The sequence below is a fragment of the Bradyrhizobium sp. WSM471 genome (assembly GCF_000244915.1).
Lineage (GTDB): Bacteria > Pseudomonadota > Alphaproteobacteria > Rhizobiales > Xanthobacteraceae > Bradyrhizobium.
In genome coordinates this window covers 5,462,069-5,477,559 of record NZ_CM001442.1, presented here as the reverse complement: position 1 = coordinate 5,477,559, position 15,491 = coordinate 5,462,069, and the positions used below count along the sequence as shown (strand labels likewise).

19 protein-coding genes are annotated in these 15,491 nt (G+C 64.4%); 6 read left to right on the top strand and 13 right to left on the bottom strand.

The annotated features are described in order from the left end of the window. Window positions 1-19: 19 nt before the first annotated feature. Window positions 20-742 carry a glutathione S-transferase gene (locus tag BRA471DRAFT_RS24910; RefSeq protein WP_007612261.1) on the top strand — a complete coding sequence of 241 codons (723 nt, stop codon included), beginning with the start codon at window positions 20-22 and terminating at the stop codon, window positions 740-742. Between the two features lie 82 nt (window positions 743-824). Here the strand turns inward: BRA471DRAFT_RS24910 and BRA471DRAFT_RS39090 are convergent, their stop codons facing one another. Both BRA471DRAFT_RS39090 and BRA471DRAFT_RS24905 read right to left on the bottom strand, forming a co-directional pair. Next, window positions 825-998, bottom strand: coding sequence for a hypothetical protein (locus tag BRA471DRAFT_RS39090; RefSeq protein WP_007612258.1), 174 nt, complete (start codon window positions 996-998; stop codon window positions 825-827). Window positions 999-1,235: 237 nt separating this feature from the next. Continuing rightward, window positions 1,236-1,709 carry a hypothetical protein gene (locus BRA471DRAFT_RS24905; RefSeq protein WP_035975114.1) on the bottom strand — a complete coding sequence of 158 codons (474 nt, stop codon included), beginning with the start codon at window positions 1,707-1,709 and terminating at the stop codon, window positions 1,236-1,238. Between the two features lie 246 nt (window positions 1,710-1,955). On the opposite strand from BRA471DRAFT_RS24905, the gene BRA471DRAFT_RS24900 reads away from it, so the two are divergent. Next, window positions 1,956-3,611, top strand: coding sequence for a fumarate hydratase (locus BRA471DRAFT_RS24900; RefSeq protein WP_007612256.1), 1,656 nt, complete (start codon window positions 1,956-1,958; stop codon window positions 3,609-3,611). Window positions 3,612-3,772: 161 nt separating this feature from the next. Here BRA471DRAFT_RS24900 and BRA471DRAFT_RS24895 read toward each other — a convergent pair whose 3' ends face one another. The 6 genes from BRA471DRAFT_RS24895 to BRA471DRAFT_RS24870 all read right to left on the bottom strand — a co-directional run bounded on the left by BRA471DRAFT_RS24895 (window position 3,773) and on the right by BRA471DRAFT_RS24870 (window position 8,040). After that, the gene (locus tag BRA471DRAFT_RS24895; RefSeq protein ID WP_007612255.1) at window positions 3,773-4,693 is read right to left on the bottom strand and encodes an SH3 domain-containing protein; all 921 of its coding nucleotides are present in this window, start codon (window positions 4,691-4,693) and stop codon (window positions 3,773-3,775) included. Window positions 4,694-4,707: 14 nt separating this feature from the next. Then, window positions 4,708-5,004, bottom strand: a complete 297-nt coding sequence (locus BRA471DRAFT_RS24890; protein WP_007612254.1) for a hypothetical protein — start codon at window positions 5,002-5,004, stop codon at window positions 4,708-4,710. A gap of 107 nt (window positions 5,005-5,111) precedes the next feature. Further along, a complete protein-coding gene (locus tag BRA471DRAFT_RS24885) occupies window positions 5,112-5,666 on the bottom strand; it encodes an inner membrane-spanning protein YciB (RefSeq protein WP_007612253.1) in 555 nt (184 codons plus the stop codon). A 12-nt stretch (window positions 5,667-5,678) separates the two neighbouring features. After that, window positions 5,679-6,254: a hypothetical protein gene (locus BRA471DRAFT_RS24880; protein WP_007612252.1), complete on the bottom strand. Its 576-nt coding sequence runs from the start codon at window positions 6,252-6,254 to the stop codon at window positions 5,679-5,681. Between the two features lie 77 nt (window positions 6,255-6,331). Beyond that, complete coding sequence (locus BRA471DRAFT_RS24875; protein ID WP_007612244.1) at window positions 6,332-6,601, bottom strand: hypothetical protein; 270 nt, start codon at window positions 6,599-6,601, stop codon at window positions 6,332-6,334. A gap of 41 nt (window positions 6,602-6,642) precedes the next feature. Next, window positions 6,643-8,040, bottom strand: a complete 1,398-nt coding sequence (locus tag BRA471DRAFT_RS24870; protein ID WP_007612238.1) for a carotenoid oxygenase family protein — start codon at window positions 8,038-8,040, stop codon at window positions 6,643-6,645. 107 nt (window positions 8,041-8,147) lie between these two features. Here BRA471DRAFT_RS24870 and BRA471DRAFT_RS24865 point away from each other — a divergent pair, with 107 nt between their 5' ends. Then, complete coding sequence (locus BRA471DRAFT_RS24865) at window positions 8,148-8,873, top strand: TetR/AcrR family transcriptional regulator (RefSeq protein ID WP_007612236.1); 726 nt, start codon at window positions 8,148-8,150, stop codon at window positions 8,871-8,873. Window positions 8,874-8,923: 50 nt separating this feature from the next. Here the strand turns inward: BRA471DRAFT_RS24865 and BRA471DRAFT_RS24860 are convergent, their stop codons facing one another. Then, a complete protein-coding gene (locus tag BRA471DRAFT_RS24860) occupies window positions 8,924-9,544 on the bottom strand; it encodes a hypothetical protein (protein ID WP_007612234.1) in 621 nt (206 codons plus the stop codon). A gap of 165 nt (window positions 9,545-9,709) precedes the next feature. Between BRA471DRAFT_RS24860 and BRA471DRAFT_RS24855 the strand changes: the two genes are divergently transcribed. After that, on the top strand, window positions 9,710-10,270 hold the full coding sequence (locus BRA471DRAFT_RS24855; RefSeq protein ID WP_007612233.1) for an SET domain-containing protein: 561 nt from the start codon (window positions 9,710-9,712) through the stop codon (window positions 10,268-10,270). A gap of 143 nt (window positions 10,271-10,413) precedes the next feature. Here BRA471DRAFT_RS24855 and BRA471DRAFT_RS24850 read toward each other — a convergent pair whose 3' ends face one another. Together BRA471DRAFT_RS24850 and BRA471DRAFT_RS24845 are read right to left on the bottom strand one after the other, a co-directional pair. After that, window positions 10,414-10,812, bottom strand: coding sequence for a hypothetical protein (locus BRA471DRAFT_RS24850; protein ID WP_007612232.1), 399 nt, complete (start codon window positions 10,810-10,812; stop codon window positions 10,414-10,416). Window positions 10,813-10,850: 38 nt separating this feature from the next. Continuing rightward, on the bottom strand, window positions 10,851-11,081 hold the full coding sequence (locus BRA471DRAFT_RS24845; protein ID WP_007612230.1) for a hypothetical protein: 231 nt from the start codon (window positions 11,079-11,081) through the stop codon (window positions 10,851-10,853). A gap of 101 nt (window positions 11,082-11,182) precedes the next feature. On the opposite strand from BRA471DRAFT_RS24845, the gene BRA471DRAFT_RS24840 reads away from it, so the two are divergent. Continuing rightward, window positions 11,183-12,004: a helix-turn-helix domain-containing protein gene (locus BRA471DRAFT_RS24840; RefSeq protein ID WP_007612227.1), complete on the top strand. Its 822-nt coding sequence runs from the start codon at window positions 11,183-11,185 to the stop codon at window positions 12,002-12,004. 67 nt (window positions 12,005-12,071) lie between these two features. Next, window positions 12,072-12,737: a DsbA family oxidoreductase gene (locus BRA471DRAFT_RS24835; protein WP_007612225.1), complete on the top strand. Its 666-nt coding sequence runs from the start codon at window positions 12,072-12,074 to the stop codon at window positions 12,735-12,737. A gap of 8 nt (window positions 12,738-12,745) precedes the next feature. On the opposite strand, the gene BRA471DRAFT_RS24830 is transcribed toward BRA471DRAFT_RS24835, so the two are convergent. Further along, window positions 12,746-13,909: a GNAT family N-acetyltransferase gene (locus BRA471DRAFT_RS24830; RefSeq protein ID WP_007612223.1), complete on the bottom strand. Its 1,164-nt coding sequence runs from the start codon at window positions 13,907-13,909 to the stop codon at window positions 12,746-12,748. 142 nt (window positions 13,910-14,051) lie between these two features. Continuing rightward, window positions 14,052-15,491: a cytochrome c oxidase accessory protein CcoG gene (gene ccoG, locus BRA471DRAFT_RS24825; RefSeq protein ID WP_007612221.1), complete on the bottom strand. Its 1,440-nt coding sequence runs from the start codon at window positions 15,489-15,491 to the stop codon at window positions 14,052-14,054.

Sequence of the window (15,491 nt, the reverse complement as noted above, 5' to 3'; positions counted from 1 at the left end):
GCAATCACGGACAGTTTCCATGAAATACGAGCTCTATTATTGGCCCGAGATCCAGGGCCGCGGTGAATATGTGCGGCTGGCGCTGGAGGAGGCGGGCGCGGCTTACGTCGACGCGGCGCGTGGCCCGCGCGGCACGGCTGCGATGATGAAGATGATGGACGCGCACGAGGGTACGCCGCCCTTCGCGCCGCCGTTCCTCAAAGCCGGCAAGCTCGTCATCGGCCAGACCGCGAACATCCTGCTCTATCTCGGCGGCCGCCACGCGCTCGCCCCGAAGTCGGAAGCGGGTCAACTCTGGGTGCATCAGCTCCAGCTGACAATCACGGATCTCGTGGTCGAGATTCACGACACCCATCATCCGCTCGGGCCCTCGCTCTACTACGAAGATCAGAAGCCGCCGGCGAAGAAGCGCACGGCCGACTTCTGGGGCGAGCGCGTGCCGAAATATCTCGGCTATTTCGAGCAGCTCCTTCGGGACAATGGCGGCGCCTATGTCACCGGCCGCAGGCTGACCTATGTCGATCTCTCGCTGTTCCAGATCGTCGCGGGGCTGCGCTATGCGTTTCCGAAGCGGATGAAGGCGTTCGAGACAGATATCCCGGGCCTCGTCGGTCTGCACGACCGCGTCGCGGCGCGGCCGAACATCAAGGCCTATCTCGAAAGCCGGCGCCGCATTGCCTTCAACGAGCAGGGCATCTTCCGCCGCTACCGCGAGCTGGATGGTCAAAGCACAGCAGAGTGATGCGCGCGCTCACCGAAGTTGCGGCCGGACACGCGAAAAGCCCGATCGACCGGATCGGGCATTTCATCTTCGACGCGGCTGATCAAGCGAGCTGATCGATCCGCGTACCCTGACCCGGCGGCAGCGGCGCAGGCGGCGGCGGCTTATAGGTCGGGTCGTTGTCCTTGGTCTTGATCTGATCGTCCTGCTGCTTGGTCGTGTCGTAGCTCGGCACCACGATCGCGATCGGCGGCGGCGAAACGGTAGAAACGCTCATCCACAAATCCTCACATATGGAAACAACTGACACTGCGCCGCGAGACGCGAAATTTCCTTCAAGCCAATCGTTAAAATGCGAGGGATCCGGTGCGGTGGAATGTGCTCTCGGGCCTCTCCTCGTCATTGCGAGGAGCCCTTGCGACCAAGCAATCCAGTCTGTCACCGCAGAGACAGTCTGGATTGCTTCGCTTCGCTCGCAATGACGGAGTGCGTGGAAAGAGCGGGGTCGCCCCGCCTATTCGTCTTTGCCGCGCGTGATCGCGATGGACGCATCCGTCTTGGTGCGGGTGCATTCCATGTTGAGACGCCGGTAACGCATGCTGATCTTGTCGCCGCGCAAGAGCCCCATCCGCTTCAGGCAGCGTGTGGCGCCCGTGGTCGTATCGTCCTTGGTCACGGTGAAGACGATCGCCGCCATCGACCCTACCAGCGCAAAGAACTCCGGCTTGGGCTTGCGATCGCCCTTGGCATAGAGCTCGATGGAATATTTGTCGCCACGGCAAGCCACGGACAATTCCTTGGCCGCCGGATGAGTCAGGTAGACGACATTCGCGGCGCGGAAATTCACCTTGAGGCGATCGACCTGGTTCGCCAGCTCCTTGGCGCTGTCATCGCAGCGGTCCGCGCGGGCGGGCGAGGCGATGGTCACAAGGCCGGTGATGGCGGCGGCGACCAGGATCGCGCCGCGGACGTGCAAGTTCAATGTCATGATGAAAAGCCCCTTAGCGGGCGCATTCAACCGTCGTCGCAGGCGGAGCGCAAGGGGTGCGCTCAAGGTCTTCACCGGCATCATGAGGGTCTGGTGTCCGCCGACAGCCGCCGAAAATAGGTCGCCATGCCGCCGAATCGGGATGCCCCGACCGCACCAGAGCGCCTTCCCTTTGCGGCAAAAAAGCTTAGAACGCTTCTATGAAAGGGCCCATGCGAGGGCCCCAAAACCCCGAGATTCCGGTCCATGAACGCTCCCACCGCCTTTCCCGATCCCGCCAAGCCCGTTCCGCCCTACAAGCACACGCCGCTGTTTCCGCTGGGCAAGGACGAGACGCCCTACAAGAAGATCACAGCCGAGGGCGTGCGGGTCGAGAAGGTCTTGGGCCGGGACATGCTGGTGGTGTCGCGTGAGGCGTTGCGGGCGCTGTCGGAAGCGGCCTTTGGCGACATCAACCACTATCTGCGGCCGGGTCATCTGAAGCAGCTCCGCGCGATCCTGGAGGACGGCGAGGCGAGCCCGAACGACAAGTTCGTCGCGCTGGACTTCCTCAAGAACGCCAACATCGCCGCCGGCGGCGTGCTGCCGATGTGCCAGGACACCGGCACCGCGATCATCATGGGCAAGAAGGGTTGCAACGTCATCACCGACGGTGACGACGAGGCGGCACTGTCGGAAGGCGCGCGTGATGCTTACCTGCGCCGCAATCTGCGCTACTCGCAGGTCGCGCCGCTGTCGATGTACGAGGAGAAGAACACCGCCAACAACATGCCGGCGCAGTGCGAGATCTACGCCGAAGGTGATGACGCCTACAAGTTCATGTTCATGGCCAAGGGCGGCGGTTCCGCCAACAAGAGCTTTCTATTCCAGGCCACGCCCTCGGTGCTGACCAAGGACCGGCTGCTCGCCTTCCTCAAGGAGAAGGTGTTGACGCTGGGCACCGCGGCGTGCCCGCCTTATCACCTCGCGATCGTAATCGGTGGCACCTCCGCCGAGCTATGCATGAAGACGGTGAAGTTGGCGTCGGCTCGTTATCTCGACGCGCTGCCGACACACGGCTCGCCCGACGGCAACGCGTTCCGCGATCTCGAAATGGAGCAAGAAATCCTGAAGATGACGCAGTCGCTCGGCGTCGGCGCGCAGTTCGGCGGAAAATATTTCTGCCACGACGTGCGCGTGATCCGCATGCCGCGTCATGGCGCCTCGCTCCCGATTGGGCTCGGCGTGTCCTGCTCGGCCGATCGCCAGGTGCTCGGCAAGATCACCAAAGACGGCGTCTATCTCGAAGAGCTCGAGCACAACCCGGCGCAGTATTTGCCGCAGGTCGAGCAATCGCTCGGCGGCGAGGTCGTCAAGATCGACCTCAACCAGCCGATGAAGGATATCCTTGCCACGTTCTCGAAGTACCCGACCAAGACGCGGGTCTCGATGACCGGCACCATGATCGTCGCGCGCGATTCGGCACATGCCAAGCTGCGCGAGCGGCTGGACAAGGGCGAGCCGCTGCCGGACTATTTCAAGAACCATCCGGTCTATTATGCGGGCCCCGCCAAGACGCCGGAGGGCTATGCCTCCGGTGCGTTCGGCCCCACCACCGCCGGCCGTATGGATTCCTTCGTCGATCAGTTCCAGGCCGCCGGCGGCTCGATGGTGATGGTCGCCAAGGGCAACCGGGCGCCGGCCGTGCGTGAGGCCTGCAAGAAATATGGCGGCTTCTATCTCGGCTCGATCGGTGGTGCCGCGGCGAACCTTGCCGAGCACTGCATCAAGAAGGTCGAGGTGCTCGAATATCCCGAGCTTGGCATGGAAGCGATCTGGCGCATCGAGGTCGTCGACTTCCCGGCGTTCATCATCATCGACGACAAGGGCAACGACTTCTTCAAGGAGTTGAATCTGGGTTAGTTCTTCACCTCGCTCCGGAATGCCAGAAGAGCTCGGCCTGCATGGTTCGAGACGCCCGCTTTGGCGGGCTCCTCACCATGAGGGCCTGATATCTCGCCGCGAAACACGACCTCATCCTGAGGGCCCGCCGGAGGCGGGCGTCTCGAAGGATGGGCCGCAGGCTAACTGCAATTCGTGACCTGGTTGGAGTACAGCCCGCGCCACCAGCCGCGAACGCCGTCCTGGCTCTCGACCAGACCCCAGAGACCGCTACAGGCAAGGATGCGCTTCGGCCCGCCATCGGTGTCGATCGGGCCGCCAAGCTCGCGCTGGGCCGGCATCCACTTCGCATCGACGAAGGGCGCCTGGAACAGGCCGCCCATGCGTGTCGCGCCATTGGCGTAGGACGCGCCGACCTTGTTGGAGGCGACCCAGCCGCGTCCGGCATAGGGCTTCGGCGCGCTACGCGGATATTTCTTGTCGTCCTCGTAGTCCTTGCCCGGCGGCTTGGCGCCTTCAATCAGAAACCAGCCGCTCTTGAAGCCGATGATGCGGAATTCGGTGAGCCAGCCGCCATCGGGCGTGTTCTCGCTGCCGCCGAGCTTGAGCCGGTAGGGCGGCGGAAGCGTGCCGAGCACACGCGCCTTGATCGATGGTTCGGCACGCACGTTTAGGCCACCAGGATCCTTGTCGACGGACCACGCGCCGAGATCGCACGGCTCGGTGCCGTCGGGGAGCGTTGAGCGCTTGGCGGCGAGATCGGCGTGCAGCTTTGCGAAATCAGTGTCGTCGTTTTCGGGATCCGGCCCGCTACGCGGCTCCAATGCGGCTGAGACTGCGTGCGTCGCATCCGGCGTCAGCGCGATCACGAGAGCCTGGCGCGCAGCGAACACGCTTGCAGGCGACTTCGGATCGTTCGACGAGGCCGGATAGACGGCGAGGTAGCCCGTCGAACCTTCGGTTCGATAGGCCGTGCCGGCGACATAGCCTGCTGGCACCATGGCGAGCGCGCTTGCCCGCCACGCCGGTTCGGCATTGGCCGCGCGCGCCGCTTGTGTCGCGACACACAGGATCGTCGCCGCGATGAGATCGAGCGCGCGCACGGTTGCCGCGCGGCTTAGGCGCGCGTGCCGGTGAACGGGAAGCTGCCCATCGGACCGATGCCCATCTCGCCGCTCATGCTGTCGCCGGAGACGGTTCCGATGAACTCGAGCGTCAACGGCATCGGATTGGTGATCGAGACCTTCCAGTTGACCGCATCGCCGCTGACGGTGCCGTCGAAGATCTCGGTGGTTTGACCTTCGGCCCCCTGCGTGCCCGTCAGCGTTCCGCCGGAGCTCAGGAGCGTAAGCGTTGCCTGACGCTCGCCCATCGGCGTCGTCATGGTCAGATTCCAGTTGCCGTCTACCGCCATTCCCGTCTCCCGAACAGATCCAGGCAGGCCGCGACGATCCGCAGCCAGTCCTGGGGCGAGCGTATAGCGCAACTCATGGCGGCTGACCAACGTCGCGTGAGCGGCAATCAGGCGCGGGCGGCGGCGCGCCGGCGGCTGGTGACGATGAGCCGCAGAACGACATATTGCACGGCGAAGGCGAGGATCTTGGCACCGCCCGCGACGACGGAGATGTAGAACGCCCACAGCTTCAGATCGCCGGTCGAGGCGACTGCGATCGTGCCCGCCCCGATCACGAACATCAACACGGCCCAGGCATAACCCGCGGCAGTTACATATTCAGGGACGGTCTCGGTGACGATCGGCGGCATGTAGCGCAGCATCCAGCCGCGCTTGAGCATGATGACGCCGATCGCGAAATGCGCGATCGCCGGCTTTGCCAGCATGAAGCGGGGATCATGTGTGAGCAGCGTGACCGCGCCGAGCACGATGACGAGTCCCAGACTGGCATAGGTCATGAAGCTCAGCTGCTGCCCTTTGACCCGCGCATAAATCACTTGCGCAAGCGCGCCGGCAATCGCCACCGACGTTGCCAGCACCACGTTGTCGGTGATGAGGTAGATGACCAGGAAGACGATGGCGGAGAGGAAGTCGGAGGCGAGGCGGGCGAATACGTCCTTCATCGTCGATCCTGTTCAGCGGGAGGTGGGCGTTGCGCTGGCCGGCGCACCGTACTTGATCTGCCGATATTCGGGATACCATTTTGTGAAGTAGATCGCGCTGTTGCGGGCGGCGAAGGCGACCGCAAGGCTCGACCAGAGCGGCAGGCCGGGGACATAGAGCAGCACGAGATTGGCGGCTGCCATCAGCAGCGCAGCCGCGGTCCAAGCGCCGGTGATGACGTAATTGGCATGGAGAAAGCCGGGCATTGCCGCGGTCTCGGCCGGCACGGCCTCCAGCGCGTATTGCAGCGTGAAGGGACGGCGGACCAGCATCGAGCCGAGCGAGATGACGAAGATGCCGATGTCGAGCGACAGCTTGACACCGAGCGTGCCGAGCGTCGGGTCGAACAGCGCGAGGTGGAGGCCGATTGCGGCGAATAGCAGTGCCGAGCCCATAGCCAGGATCTTCACCGAGCGACCGCGCACGACATCGATCGCGACGGTGGCGAGACAGATTGCCGAGGCTACGAAGACGCTGATCGTGGCCGAGGTCATCAGCATCAGGAAGGTGAAGGCGCCGTAGGGCGCGAGGATCAGGAAAATCGCCATGGTCCGCCTCGGTCAGGCCTTATCTTTACGGTGTAAAGATCAATAAGTCAGGAGCACGACGGGGTCAAGCAAAATCTTTACAGTGTCAAAATGACGTAAGCGACTTCCAAAAATTGAATTGCTGCAACGGCTTGGTCGGCCACCTCGTCGATGAATCCGGCCGGGGGCAGGTGCGACAGCACAGGTAACGCACAGGCGATCGAAAGGACGAAGGCGAGCAAGATGCCGCCGTTCAAGATGGTTTGGCCGCTCCGCCGCGGCCAGATCATCTGGAGCGTGATCCCGGCGCAGATCAGGACCAGGATCAGGACAGCGAGGCGGTCCGCGGCGATCGAGGGCATATGCATGAGAGACCTTTTTGGTGACATCAGCGATGTCGAGAGGAGAGCTACCGCGCGCCGACCCAATTGCCGTGAAAACCGTCGGGCACGCGATGGCCGAGTTGCACCAGCGCGACGGGACCGGCCTCGACATCCTTGGCGTTGAACACGGCGAGGTCGCTGCGGTTTTCCCGCGCACGCCAGACCACCGCCAGCAGCCAGCCGTCGCCTTCCGCGGCATCCTGCGACCGCTCGACGAAGACGGGTTCGGAAATGGTGTCGCCGACCGGCAGCAGGTAATGGCCGAGACGCTTTCCATGGCCGTCGACATGGACGACGCCGGACAACGCGCCGAACATCGGCAGCTTCGGATTGGCGCAGGCGTACCAGCCGTGACCGCTCTTCAATCCGGCGCGGCGGTCGTCGATGCGCGGGAATTCGCCGGTGAGATCGTCGAGATAGGTCTGCTGGAAGCGGTCGGTGTCGCCTGAGAGATCGAACGTCCAGCGGCAATGGCGGGCGCGCGACTTCTCCGGATCGGTCTGCCGACCGTCGGGATGCGGAAACAGCGGCGCTTCCTCGAACTGCATGACGTCGGCGATGATGCGGTTACCGTCCTCCCACGCATTCATGACGTGGAAGACGTAACAGGCTTCAGCGCGGAACCAGACGATGTCCTTTGCGCTGCCCTTGCGCTTGATCACGCCGACGTAGGCGCCCTTGTCCGGTTCCCAGGCATAGGGAGGCCGCCCGCTCATCGCGCGCTCCATGCTGCCGGTGATGGGCAGGATCGGAAACAACACATGGTTCTCGGTGACGATGAAGTCGTGCACCATGCTGGCATAGGGCGCCTCGAAGCGTTCGAAGCGCGTCGCCTTGCCGGACGCATCAATCGATCCGTAAGAGAGGGCAGGCGTCAGCGGACCCGCCGCATTGTAGCCGAAGAACACCAGCTCGCCGGTGACGGGATCGATCTTCGGATGCGCGGTGAAGCTGCCGGCGATGCGGCCCTGATAATTGTGATAGCCGCGCGTCGCGAGCGTGCCCGGCTCGATCTCGGTCGGCAAATGCGCTTCCTCCAGCGCCAGCAGCTTGCCGGCATGGAAGATGATGTTGGTATTCGCAACGCCCCCATCGGTCAGGTTCGCCGGCGCATCCGGCAGCTTGCGGCCAAAGCCGCCGAACAACGCGCGGCCGGCATCGTGCTCGGCCAGCCATTTCGGCGTCTGGATCCAGCGGTTGCGATAACTGGCGCGGCCGTTCTCGAGGTGAAAGGCGTGCAGCATGCCGTCGCCGACGAACCAGTGCGCGCCGGGCGACTCGAACTGCGGATTGGGGCCGTTGCGATAGAGCGTGCCGTTCAGTTCGCGCGGCAATTCACCGATGATTTTCAGGAAGGACGCGTCGGCCTCGAACGGAATCGGACCGAGATTGTGGCGGCGTTCGGCACCTGCGTCCTGCTGCACGGCGTATCCCTCCTTCATCTTTACATCGTAAAGATGAAATAGCCGTACGAGGGGTTCTCGTCAAGCGAAATCTTTACACTGTCAATATTGCGTCCTATAGCTGGCCCATGGGCAAGAGCGAAATAAGGACAGAAATTGCGCGCGGTGCGCGCGCTTCAAAAAAGGCGAGCGCGCCGGCGCGTCCCGCGCGACGACCGGCGAGCGTCAAGTCCGAGGCGCCCTATCACCATGGCGCGCTGCGCGAGGCGCTGCTCCAGGCCGCCGAACGGGTGCTGGAGCGTGACGGGCTCGCCGGCCTGACGTTGCGCGCGGTGGCGCGCGAGGCGGGCGTCTCGCATGCGGCGCCCACCCATCATTTCGGCGACCTCACCGGGCTTCTCAGTGAGCTCGCGGCAGTCGGCTTCCGCCAATTCAATGCGGCGATGGCGTCGTCCTCCAACGCCGCCACCACCCCGCTCGAGCACGCGCTGGCGCGGCCGAAAGCCTATGTCGCCTATGCCCAGGCTCATCCCGGCATGTACGGCATCATGTTCCGTACCGAGCGCCTCGACTATTCCAGGCCGTCGTTGCACGAGGCCGCCGAGGCGTCCTTTGCCGGGCTTGCCAATGCCGTCGGCATGATGCGGCAGGAGCAGATCAGCGGCGACGCGCTGACGCTCAATCAGGGCGCCGCGATCGCGCGCGCCTGGTCGATGGTGCACGGTTTTACCATGCTGCTGCTCGATGGGCGGCTGGAGGATATTCTGGGCCGCCTGCCCGAGGGGACGACGCCTGAACGCCTGCTCGAGGCGATGCTGATGTCGCCCGTGACGGGGAAGCCGCCGGGTCCCTGATTCAGCCGGGACGAACGCAACCTTTGCGGTGGTCGCGCCAAGACGAAAGCCTAGCGCATCGTCGCGAGCTCGACCGCGCGGCCGCGTGCGCCGATGATCTTCACCTCGTCCTTGCCGCAGGTAAAGCTGCGGGCGAACTCGTCCGCGGCCTTGCGCGCGAGCTCATTGGCGTTCGGGTTGGCGATCGCGTCGACATAGGCGACGTGGCAGAAGGGGCCGGGTGGCAGCCGGGTCACGATCAGCATGGCCTTGGTGTTCGGCCGCCCCTGCTTGTCGGGATCGGTGCCATCGGCGATGTGCCAGCGCTGGATCATCGCAAACGGCTTGGCGGCCGCGGTGCGCCATTCGACGGTGGTCTCGGACGAGTTGAACGGAGCGAACCAGACTTTTGCCGCCGGTTCCTCGGCCGCGGCCTTGCGATTGCGGCCGACGGAGACGATTTCGCGAAGATCGTCCTCGGCGATCAGGACCACGAGGCCATCCTTGCCCTTGCACACCCGGGTGGTGCTGCCGTCGAGCTCGCTGGGCTTGCCGATCTGGCGGCAATCCTTCGGGGCCGTCGAGGTATATTGGCTGCCCAGGGATTGGGCGTCGGCGCGGTCGAGACCGCTGCACATCAGCAACATGGCCAAGAGCAATACGGCCAAGGCTGCGGTGGTGATGCGGAACATGGCGACGCCTTTTGTCGAGCGGGAACTCCGTACCATCAGACGTCTTGATTGTGGGCAAGGTTCAAACAGGCTCGACAGACACCTGACAGCGGCGCGGAATCGTTCTAGAAGAGCGGCTTCGCTTGGGCTCTTTTAGCCTTGTTCGCGTCCTCGTTTTTCGTGATCATGCCAGCCACCTCCTCGAACAAACCTTATCGCGTCGGCCGCTCGAAAACCGGGCTCGGCCTCTTCGCAACCAAGCCGATCAAGAAGGGCACCCGGATTATCCGTTATTACGGACCAATCCTGGACTCCCGGATTCCCGAGCACGACGACATCGAGAACAAATACCTGTTCGAGCTCAACGGCCGCTGGACCATCGACGGCTCGGTGCGCAAGAACCTCGCGCGCTACATCAATCATTCGTGCCGGCCCAACGCCGAATCCGACGTCCGGCCGCGCGAGCGCAAGGTCTTCATCCGCGCCATCAAGAACATCGAGCCGGGCGACGAGATCAATTACGACTACGGCACCGATTATTTCAAAGCTTACCTGAAGCCGATCGGCTGCAAGTGCGAATCTTGCGAGAAGAAGCGCAAGAAGCTGCGCGCCGAGGCACGGGTCGAACGCGCCAAGGTGAAGGCGCGCGCGGAGCGTAAAGCGCAGAAGGCGGGGGCGAAGCCCGTCAAAAAGAAGAAGCTCAACGGCGTCGCTGTTGGCAAAGCCAACGGGCGCCCGCGGGCGTAGCCTGAGTTCGAGCTTCTGGCAAAACTGTCATGCCCCGCGAAAGCGGGGCATGACAGTACGCCGCAGCCTCTCCGTATGCGACGACTTCCTCTGGGATACCGGGTCGCCGGTCAAGCCGGGCGACGACAGCGAGTGATGTGGCCTCACGCGGCCAGCACACTCCCGCTCCTGCGCAATCCCACATATTGCAGTTCGGCAAACACGCCGGTCGCGATTGCCTGCGCCACGACCATGAGCTCGCCGGCAAGGTTCGGCGACACCGCGCCCGAGAGTAGCAGCGCGATGCTGCCGACCGTCCAGGCCGCGTTGCCGACCACGACCAGCACCACGAGCGGCTTTGCCACGGCGGCGCGTGAGGCAAGCCAGCCGACGAGTGCGGTGTAGGCGAGCAGGAACAGGCCGGTCTCGCGCAGCAGTGCTTCGGGCAGGTTGAACAGTGACGCGAACGCGCTGGCGCCGAAAGTGAAACCGAGAGCGGCGACGCCGCTGAAGATCGCGTCGGCAAGAAGCGCGCGGCGAAGGAAGGTGGATGCGTCGATCATCGTGGGTCTCCATGGTTGGGTTGGGCTCGAGGTGAAACTCAGTGCCATCCGCGCCACCAGGCGCGGAGCAGGCGGGCGAGGCGGAACGGACAGAGGCTCCTGCCGACGCTGTGCTCGAAGGCTGTGACCTGCGCGACGACATAGTCGCCGGTCGAATGCACCAGCGGCTCCGGCATGTTGAGGCTGCGCGCCAGCATCCGGGTTGCGAGCGCCATGGCCCAGGGAACAAGGTGGTCTGTGATGGTCCGGTAGAGCAGCAGTGCGATCATGGTCGTCTCCTGATGCGACCCAGGATGCGCCGACCCAAGGCCCAATTCGATTACCTCCGACGTAATGGAAGGGCCGAAATCTGCGTGCTAGGTTTTCGACCATGAACGCACATGCATCCGCGGCACAGGCCGAACGCAGCCAGCCGATCCATATCGGCGACCATTTGCGCGAATGGCGGCAGCGCCGCCGCATGAGCCAGCTCGATCTCGCCGGAGAGGCCGAAATCTCGGCGCGGCATTTGAGCTTCGTCGAGACCGGCCGCGCCGCACCCTCGCGCGACATGGTGCTCAGACTTGCCGAGCGCCTCGACGTGCCGTTGCGCGAACGCAACGTGCTGCTGGTCGCCGCCGGCTATGCCCCGGCCTTTCCACAGCGCCCGCTGGAGGATCCCGCCTTGAAATCAGCCCGCCAGGCCATCGACCTCGTCCTCAGGGCGCATGAGCCCAATCCGGCGCTGGCGTATGACCGGCACTGGAATCTGGTTTCGGCCAACCGCATGCTGGCGCCACTGCTCGCCGGCATTCCGCAGCGGCTGCTCGGTCAGCCCTTCAACGTGCTGAGGCTCGCCTTCCATCCCGAGGCGCTGGCGTCGCGCACGGTCAATCTCGCGGAATGGTGCGGACATCTCTTGGAGCGGCTGCACCGGCAATGCGAGGCGACCGCCGATCCCGAGCTGATCAAGCTGTACAACGACCTGAAGAGCTATCCGATCCCGGCGCGCGCGGCGCCGCTGTCGAGCGACAATGTCGCGATCCCCTTCAAGCTGCGACACGACGGGGAGATCCTCAGTTTCTTCTCCACCACCATGGTGTTCGGCACGCCCGTCGACATCACGCTGTCGGAGCTGGCCCTGGAAACCTTCTTCCCGGCCGACGAGCGCACTGCCGAGCGGCTCCGGCAAATGGCAGCAGCCATGAGTTAGCGGCCTTGCCTCGGAATGGGTTCGGCTTATCTTTGGGCACAACCCGCAACGCCCCAAGGAGGCGCTCATGAGCACCCTAAAGCCGCTCCAGATTGATGTCGTTTCCGACGTGGTGTGCCCCTGGTGCTATATCGGCAAGCACCGGATCGAGAGCGCGCTGGCGCTGGTGCCCGATGTTCCGGTCAAGCTCAATTTCCGTCCCTTCTTCCTCAATCCGTGGGTGCCGTCCGAGGGCATCAGCCGGGAGGAGTATCTCACCAAGAAGTTCGGCTCGGTCGAGGCCTATAAGGGCATTGCGGGGCGCGTCGTCGCGGCCGCGAGCGAAGAGGGGCTCGTCTATCGGCCCGAGCTTGTCGCGCGTCAACCCAACACCACCGACTGCCACCGCCTGATCCTCTGGGCCGAGGCGATCGGCAAGGCGCCCGAGATGAAGCAGCGCCTGATGGAGCTTTACTTCCGCGACGGCGGCGACCTCACCGATTTGAACGTGCTTGTGCAGGCGGCTGCCGATGTCGGCCTCGATGCCGACGACGTGCGCAAGCGCCTTGTGACCGACGAGGACGTCGCGCGCGTATCGGCGGACGCGCAGGAAGCCGCCGAGAAAGGCATCTCCGGCGTGCCGACCTACGTGTTCGCGCAAAAATACGCCGTCTCCGGCGCGCAGGATCCCAACATGCTCGCGCGCGCCATCCGCGAGGTCTCCGCGGAGATCAACGCCCAGGCGGCGGAGTAGGAGCTCTCTTATTTACGAAGCAGACGAACTGCGCGGCGCGCCGCCGCGTAGGCGATGCCGTGCGCGACGAGTGCTCCGTGAACAAGCGTCACGATGGGGTCGTTCCGCCGCAACGGTATCAGCACGTCGCCGACGGCGAAGCGCCCGCGCCAGATCGGATTGATCATGGGGTGATCGGCGCTCGCCGTGGAATCCGCGCTGGCGATGGCGGGATCGGCACAGAGGCGGCGGGTGAGCTCGAGCGTAAGCTGCACGCCCGGCGAATATCTTGCAAAGCGCTCGTCGATGCCGAGCTTGAAGAAGAAGGCGCGGTCCTGATGGCGCAGCACGATGCCGGCGGCCACCGGCGTCGCGCCCGCGCGAAGGGTGACGATCTCGCATTGCGCGGTTTCTGCCAGCGCGGGAACGGCGCGGCGGATGAAGGTTGCATCGCCGGCATGTTGGGCCAGCGCGGTTCCGCGCTTGCCTTTCCAGCCACTGGCTTCGAGCTGCAAAAATGTCTCGAGCGCCGGCCTGATCTCGTCGGGGCTGCGCGCGACGTCGAACACGGCTGCGCCATGTTCTTCGAGGCGATGCCGTTGGCGGCGTAGTTCCTTGAGCTTCTTGGTGCCGAGCGCGTCGCGTAGCAGCGTCTCGCCGTCTTGTGTCGCGTCGAGACTGGCGCGGATGTAGGAACTCAGGAGGCGCGGCCTCAGGCCGTCGCGATTCAGAACCTCGTTGAGGGCGGTCATTGCTGCCCCATCGAGCGCGACGTCGTTCAGCACGAGCGCATGGGCGCCGGTCGCGCGGGCCTGCTGCAACAGGCGCGTCGCTGCCTCGATCGGGGCATCGCGGTCAATCAGCGGGCTGCACAGCGTGCCGTAGGGATGCGCGCTCACCAGCGCGGGCAGGGGGATCTTCCATGCCCGCCAGAGCGAGATCACCGGCATCAGCCCGATCAGCCGCGATCCCTCGCATGCGGCAAGCGCCGAGGCATCGGTGCGGTCGCGCGCGGTTGCGCTGACAGCGAGTTCCCAGCCCGGCAGGTAATATCCGTTCGGCTCGATGGCGCGCTGCGCGAGGGCGCGCCACTGGCCGGGTTCGATCGCCGTGAGCGGGACGCGCGCGCGCGCGGCCGCGGCATGCTTTGCCGATGCCGGCTTGATCGCATCCTGGTGCGCGATGTCGACCACGTCCCGTCGTCCCCGTTCAGGAGGCCATGCTTAGCGCAAAGATTGGAAAATACCGTTGGGACGCCGCTTCAATTCGAGTGGTAATATTAACGTCTCGTTGAGCATCCGGCCGCGAGCCGCCGGATACCGCGGGAGACGGTGCCTAGCGGTCACCCGGTACGAAATGGTCGCGGGCGCTTGCACGTCCGCCGCCGGCGGCGTCGGTGATCCCGATGTCGATGTCGCGCGAGGTCTGCGGCAGCTGCGTCGGGCCGACCTGCACCGACAGCCGGACCTCGCGGGTTTGATCCTGCCCGACCTCGACGACGGGCTTGCCGTCAGTTCCAGCCTCGATGCCGGCGACGCGAATTGTCGCGCCCGGCAGGCCGGAGATTTCGAGCGCAAACGACCGCTGCGCGCCCTTGTTGAGGATGCGCACGGTGTAGTCGTTGCGGACGCCGCCATCGGCGAGCTGAACGAAGAGTGGATTGCGCTCGTGCAGCACGTTGACGTCCATCGTCGCGCGCGTGGCGAGCGCGTAGAGCATGATGCCGCCGACGATGGCAATGGCCGCAGTATAGATCAGGGTGCGCGCGCGGATGATGCGGTAAATCGGCGCCTTGCCCTCGCTCCGGCGCTGCATGTTGATGTCGGTATCGTAGCCGATCAGGCCGGCGGGCCGGCCGATCTCGCGCATGACGTTGTCGCAGGCATCGATGCACAGTCCGCATTGGATGCAGCCGAGCTGGATGCCGTGGCGGATGTCGACGCCGGTCGGACAGACATTGATGCACTGATGGCAGTCGATGCAGTCGCCCGCGATGTCGCCATGGCTGCGGGCGACTTCCGCCTTCTTCACCGACATGCGTGGCTCGCCGCGGTCGCGGCGATACGTGACGTTGAGTGCCCATTCGTCGGTCAGCGCCGCCTGGATGCGCGGCCAGGGACACATGTAGATGCACATCTGCTCGCGGGCGTGGCCTGCAAAGACGTAGGTCGTCGCGGTCAGGATGCCGATCCAGAGATAGGCGATGAAGGGAACCTGGAAGGTGGCGAGCTCCTTCACCAGCGTCGGCGCGTCCGCGAAATAGAGCACCCAGGCGCCGCCGGTCCACCAGGCGATCATGATCCAGAGGAAGTGCTTGGTTGCGACCTTCCGGATGTGACCAAAGGTCCAGTAGCGCTTGTCGCCCAGCATGCGCTCGCGCCGGTCGCCCTCGACCCAGCGTTCCACTGCATAGAACAAATCGGTCCATAACGTCTGTGGGCACATGTAGCCGCACCAGATACGACCGGCCACCGCGTTCATCAGGAACAGCGCCATGGCGGCAATGATGAGCAGGCCCGTGAAGTAATAGACTTCCTGCGGCCACAGCTCGATGAAGAAGAAATAGAAGCGGCGATGCGGCAAGTCGACCAGGACAGCCTGGTCCGGCAGGCCGGGTCCGCGGTTCCAGCGAATGAAGGGCAGCAGATAATAGGTCCCGAGCGTGACGCAGAGGATCGCCCATTTGATGCGGCGGAACGGCCCGTGGACCGATTGCGGGTAGACCTTCTTCCGCTTCTCGTAGAGCGGGCCTTCGATGATGGTGTCGTCGGTCAT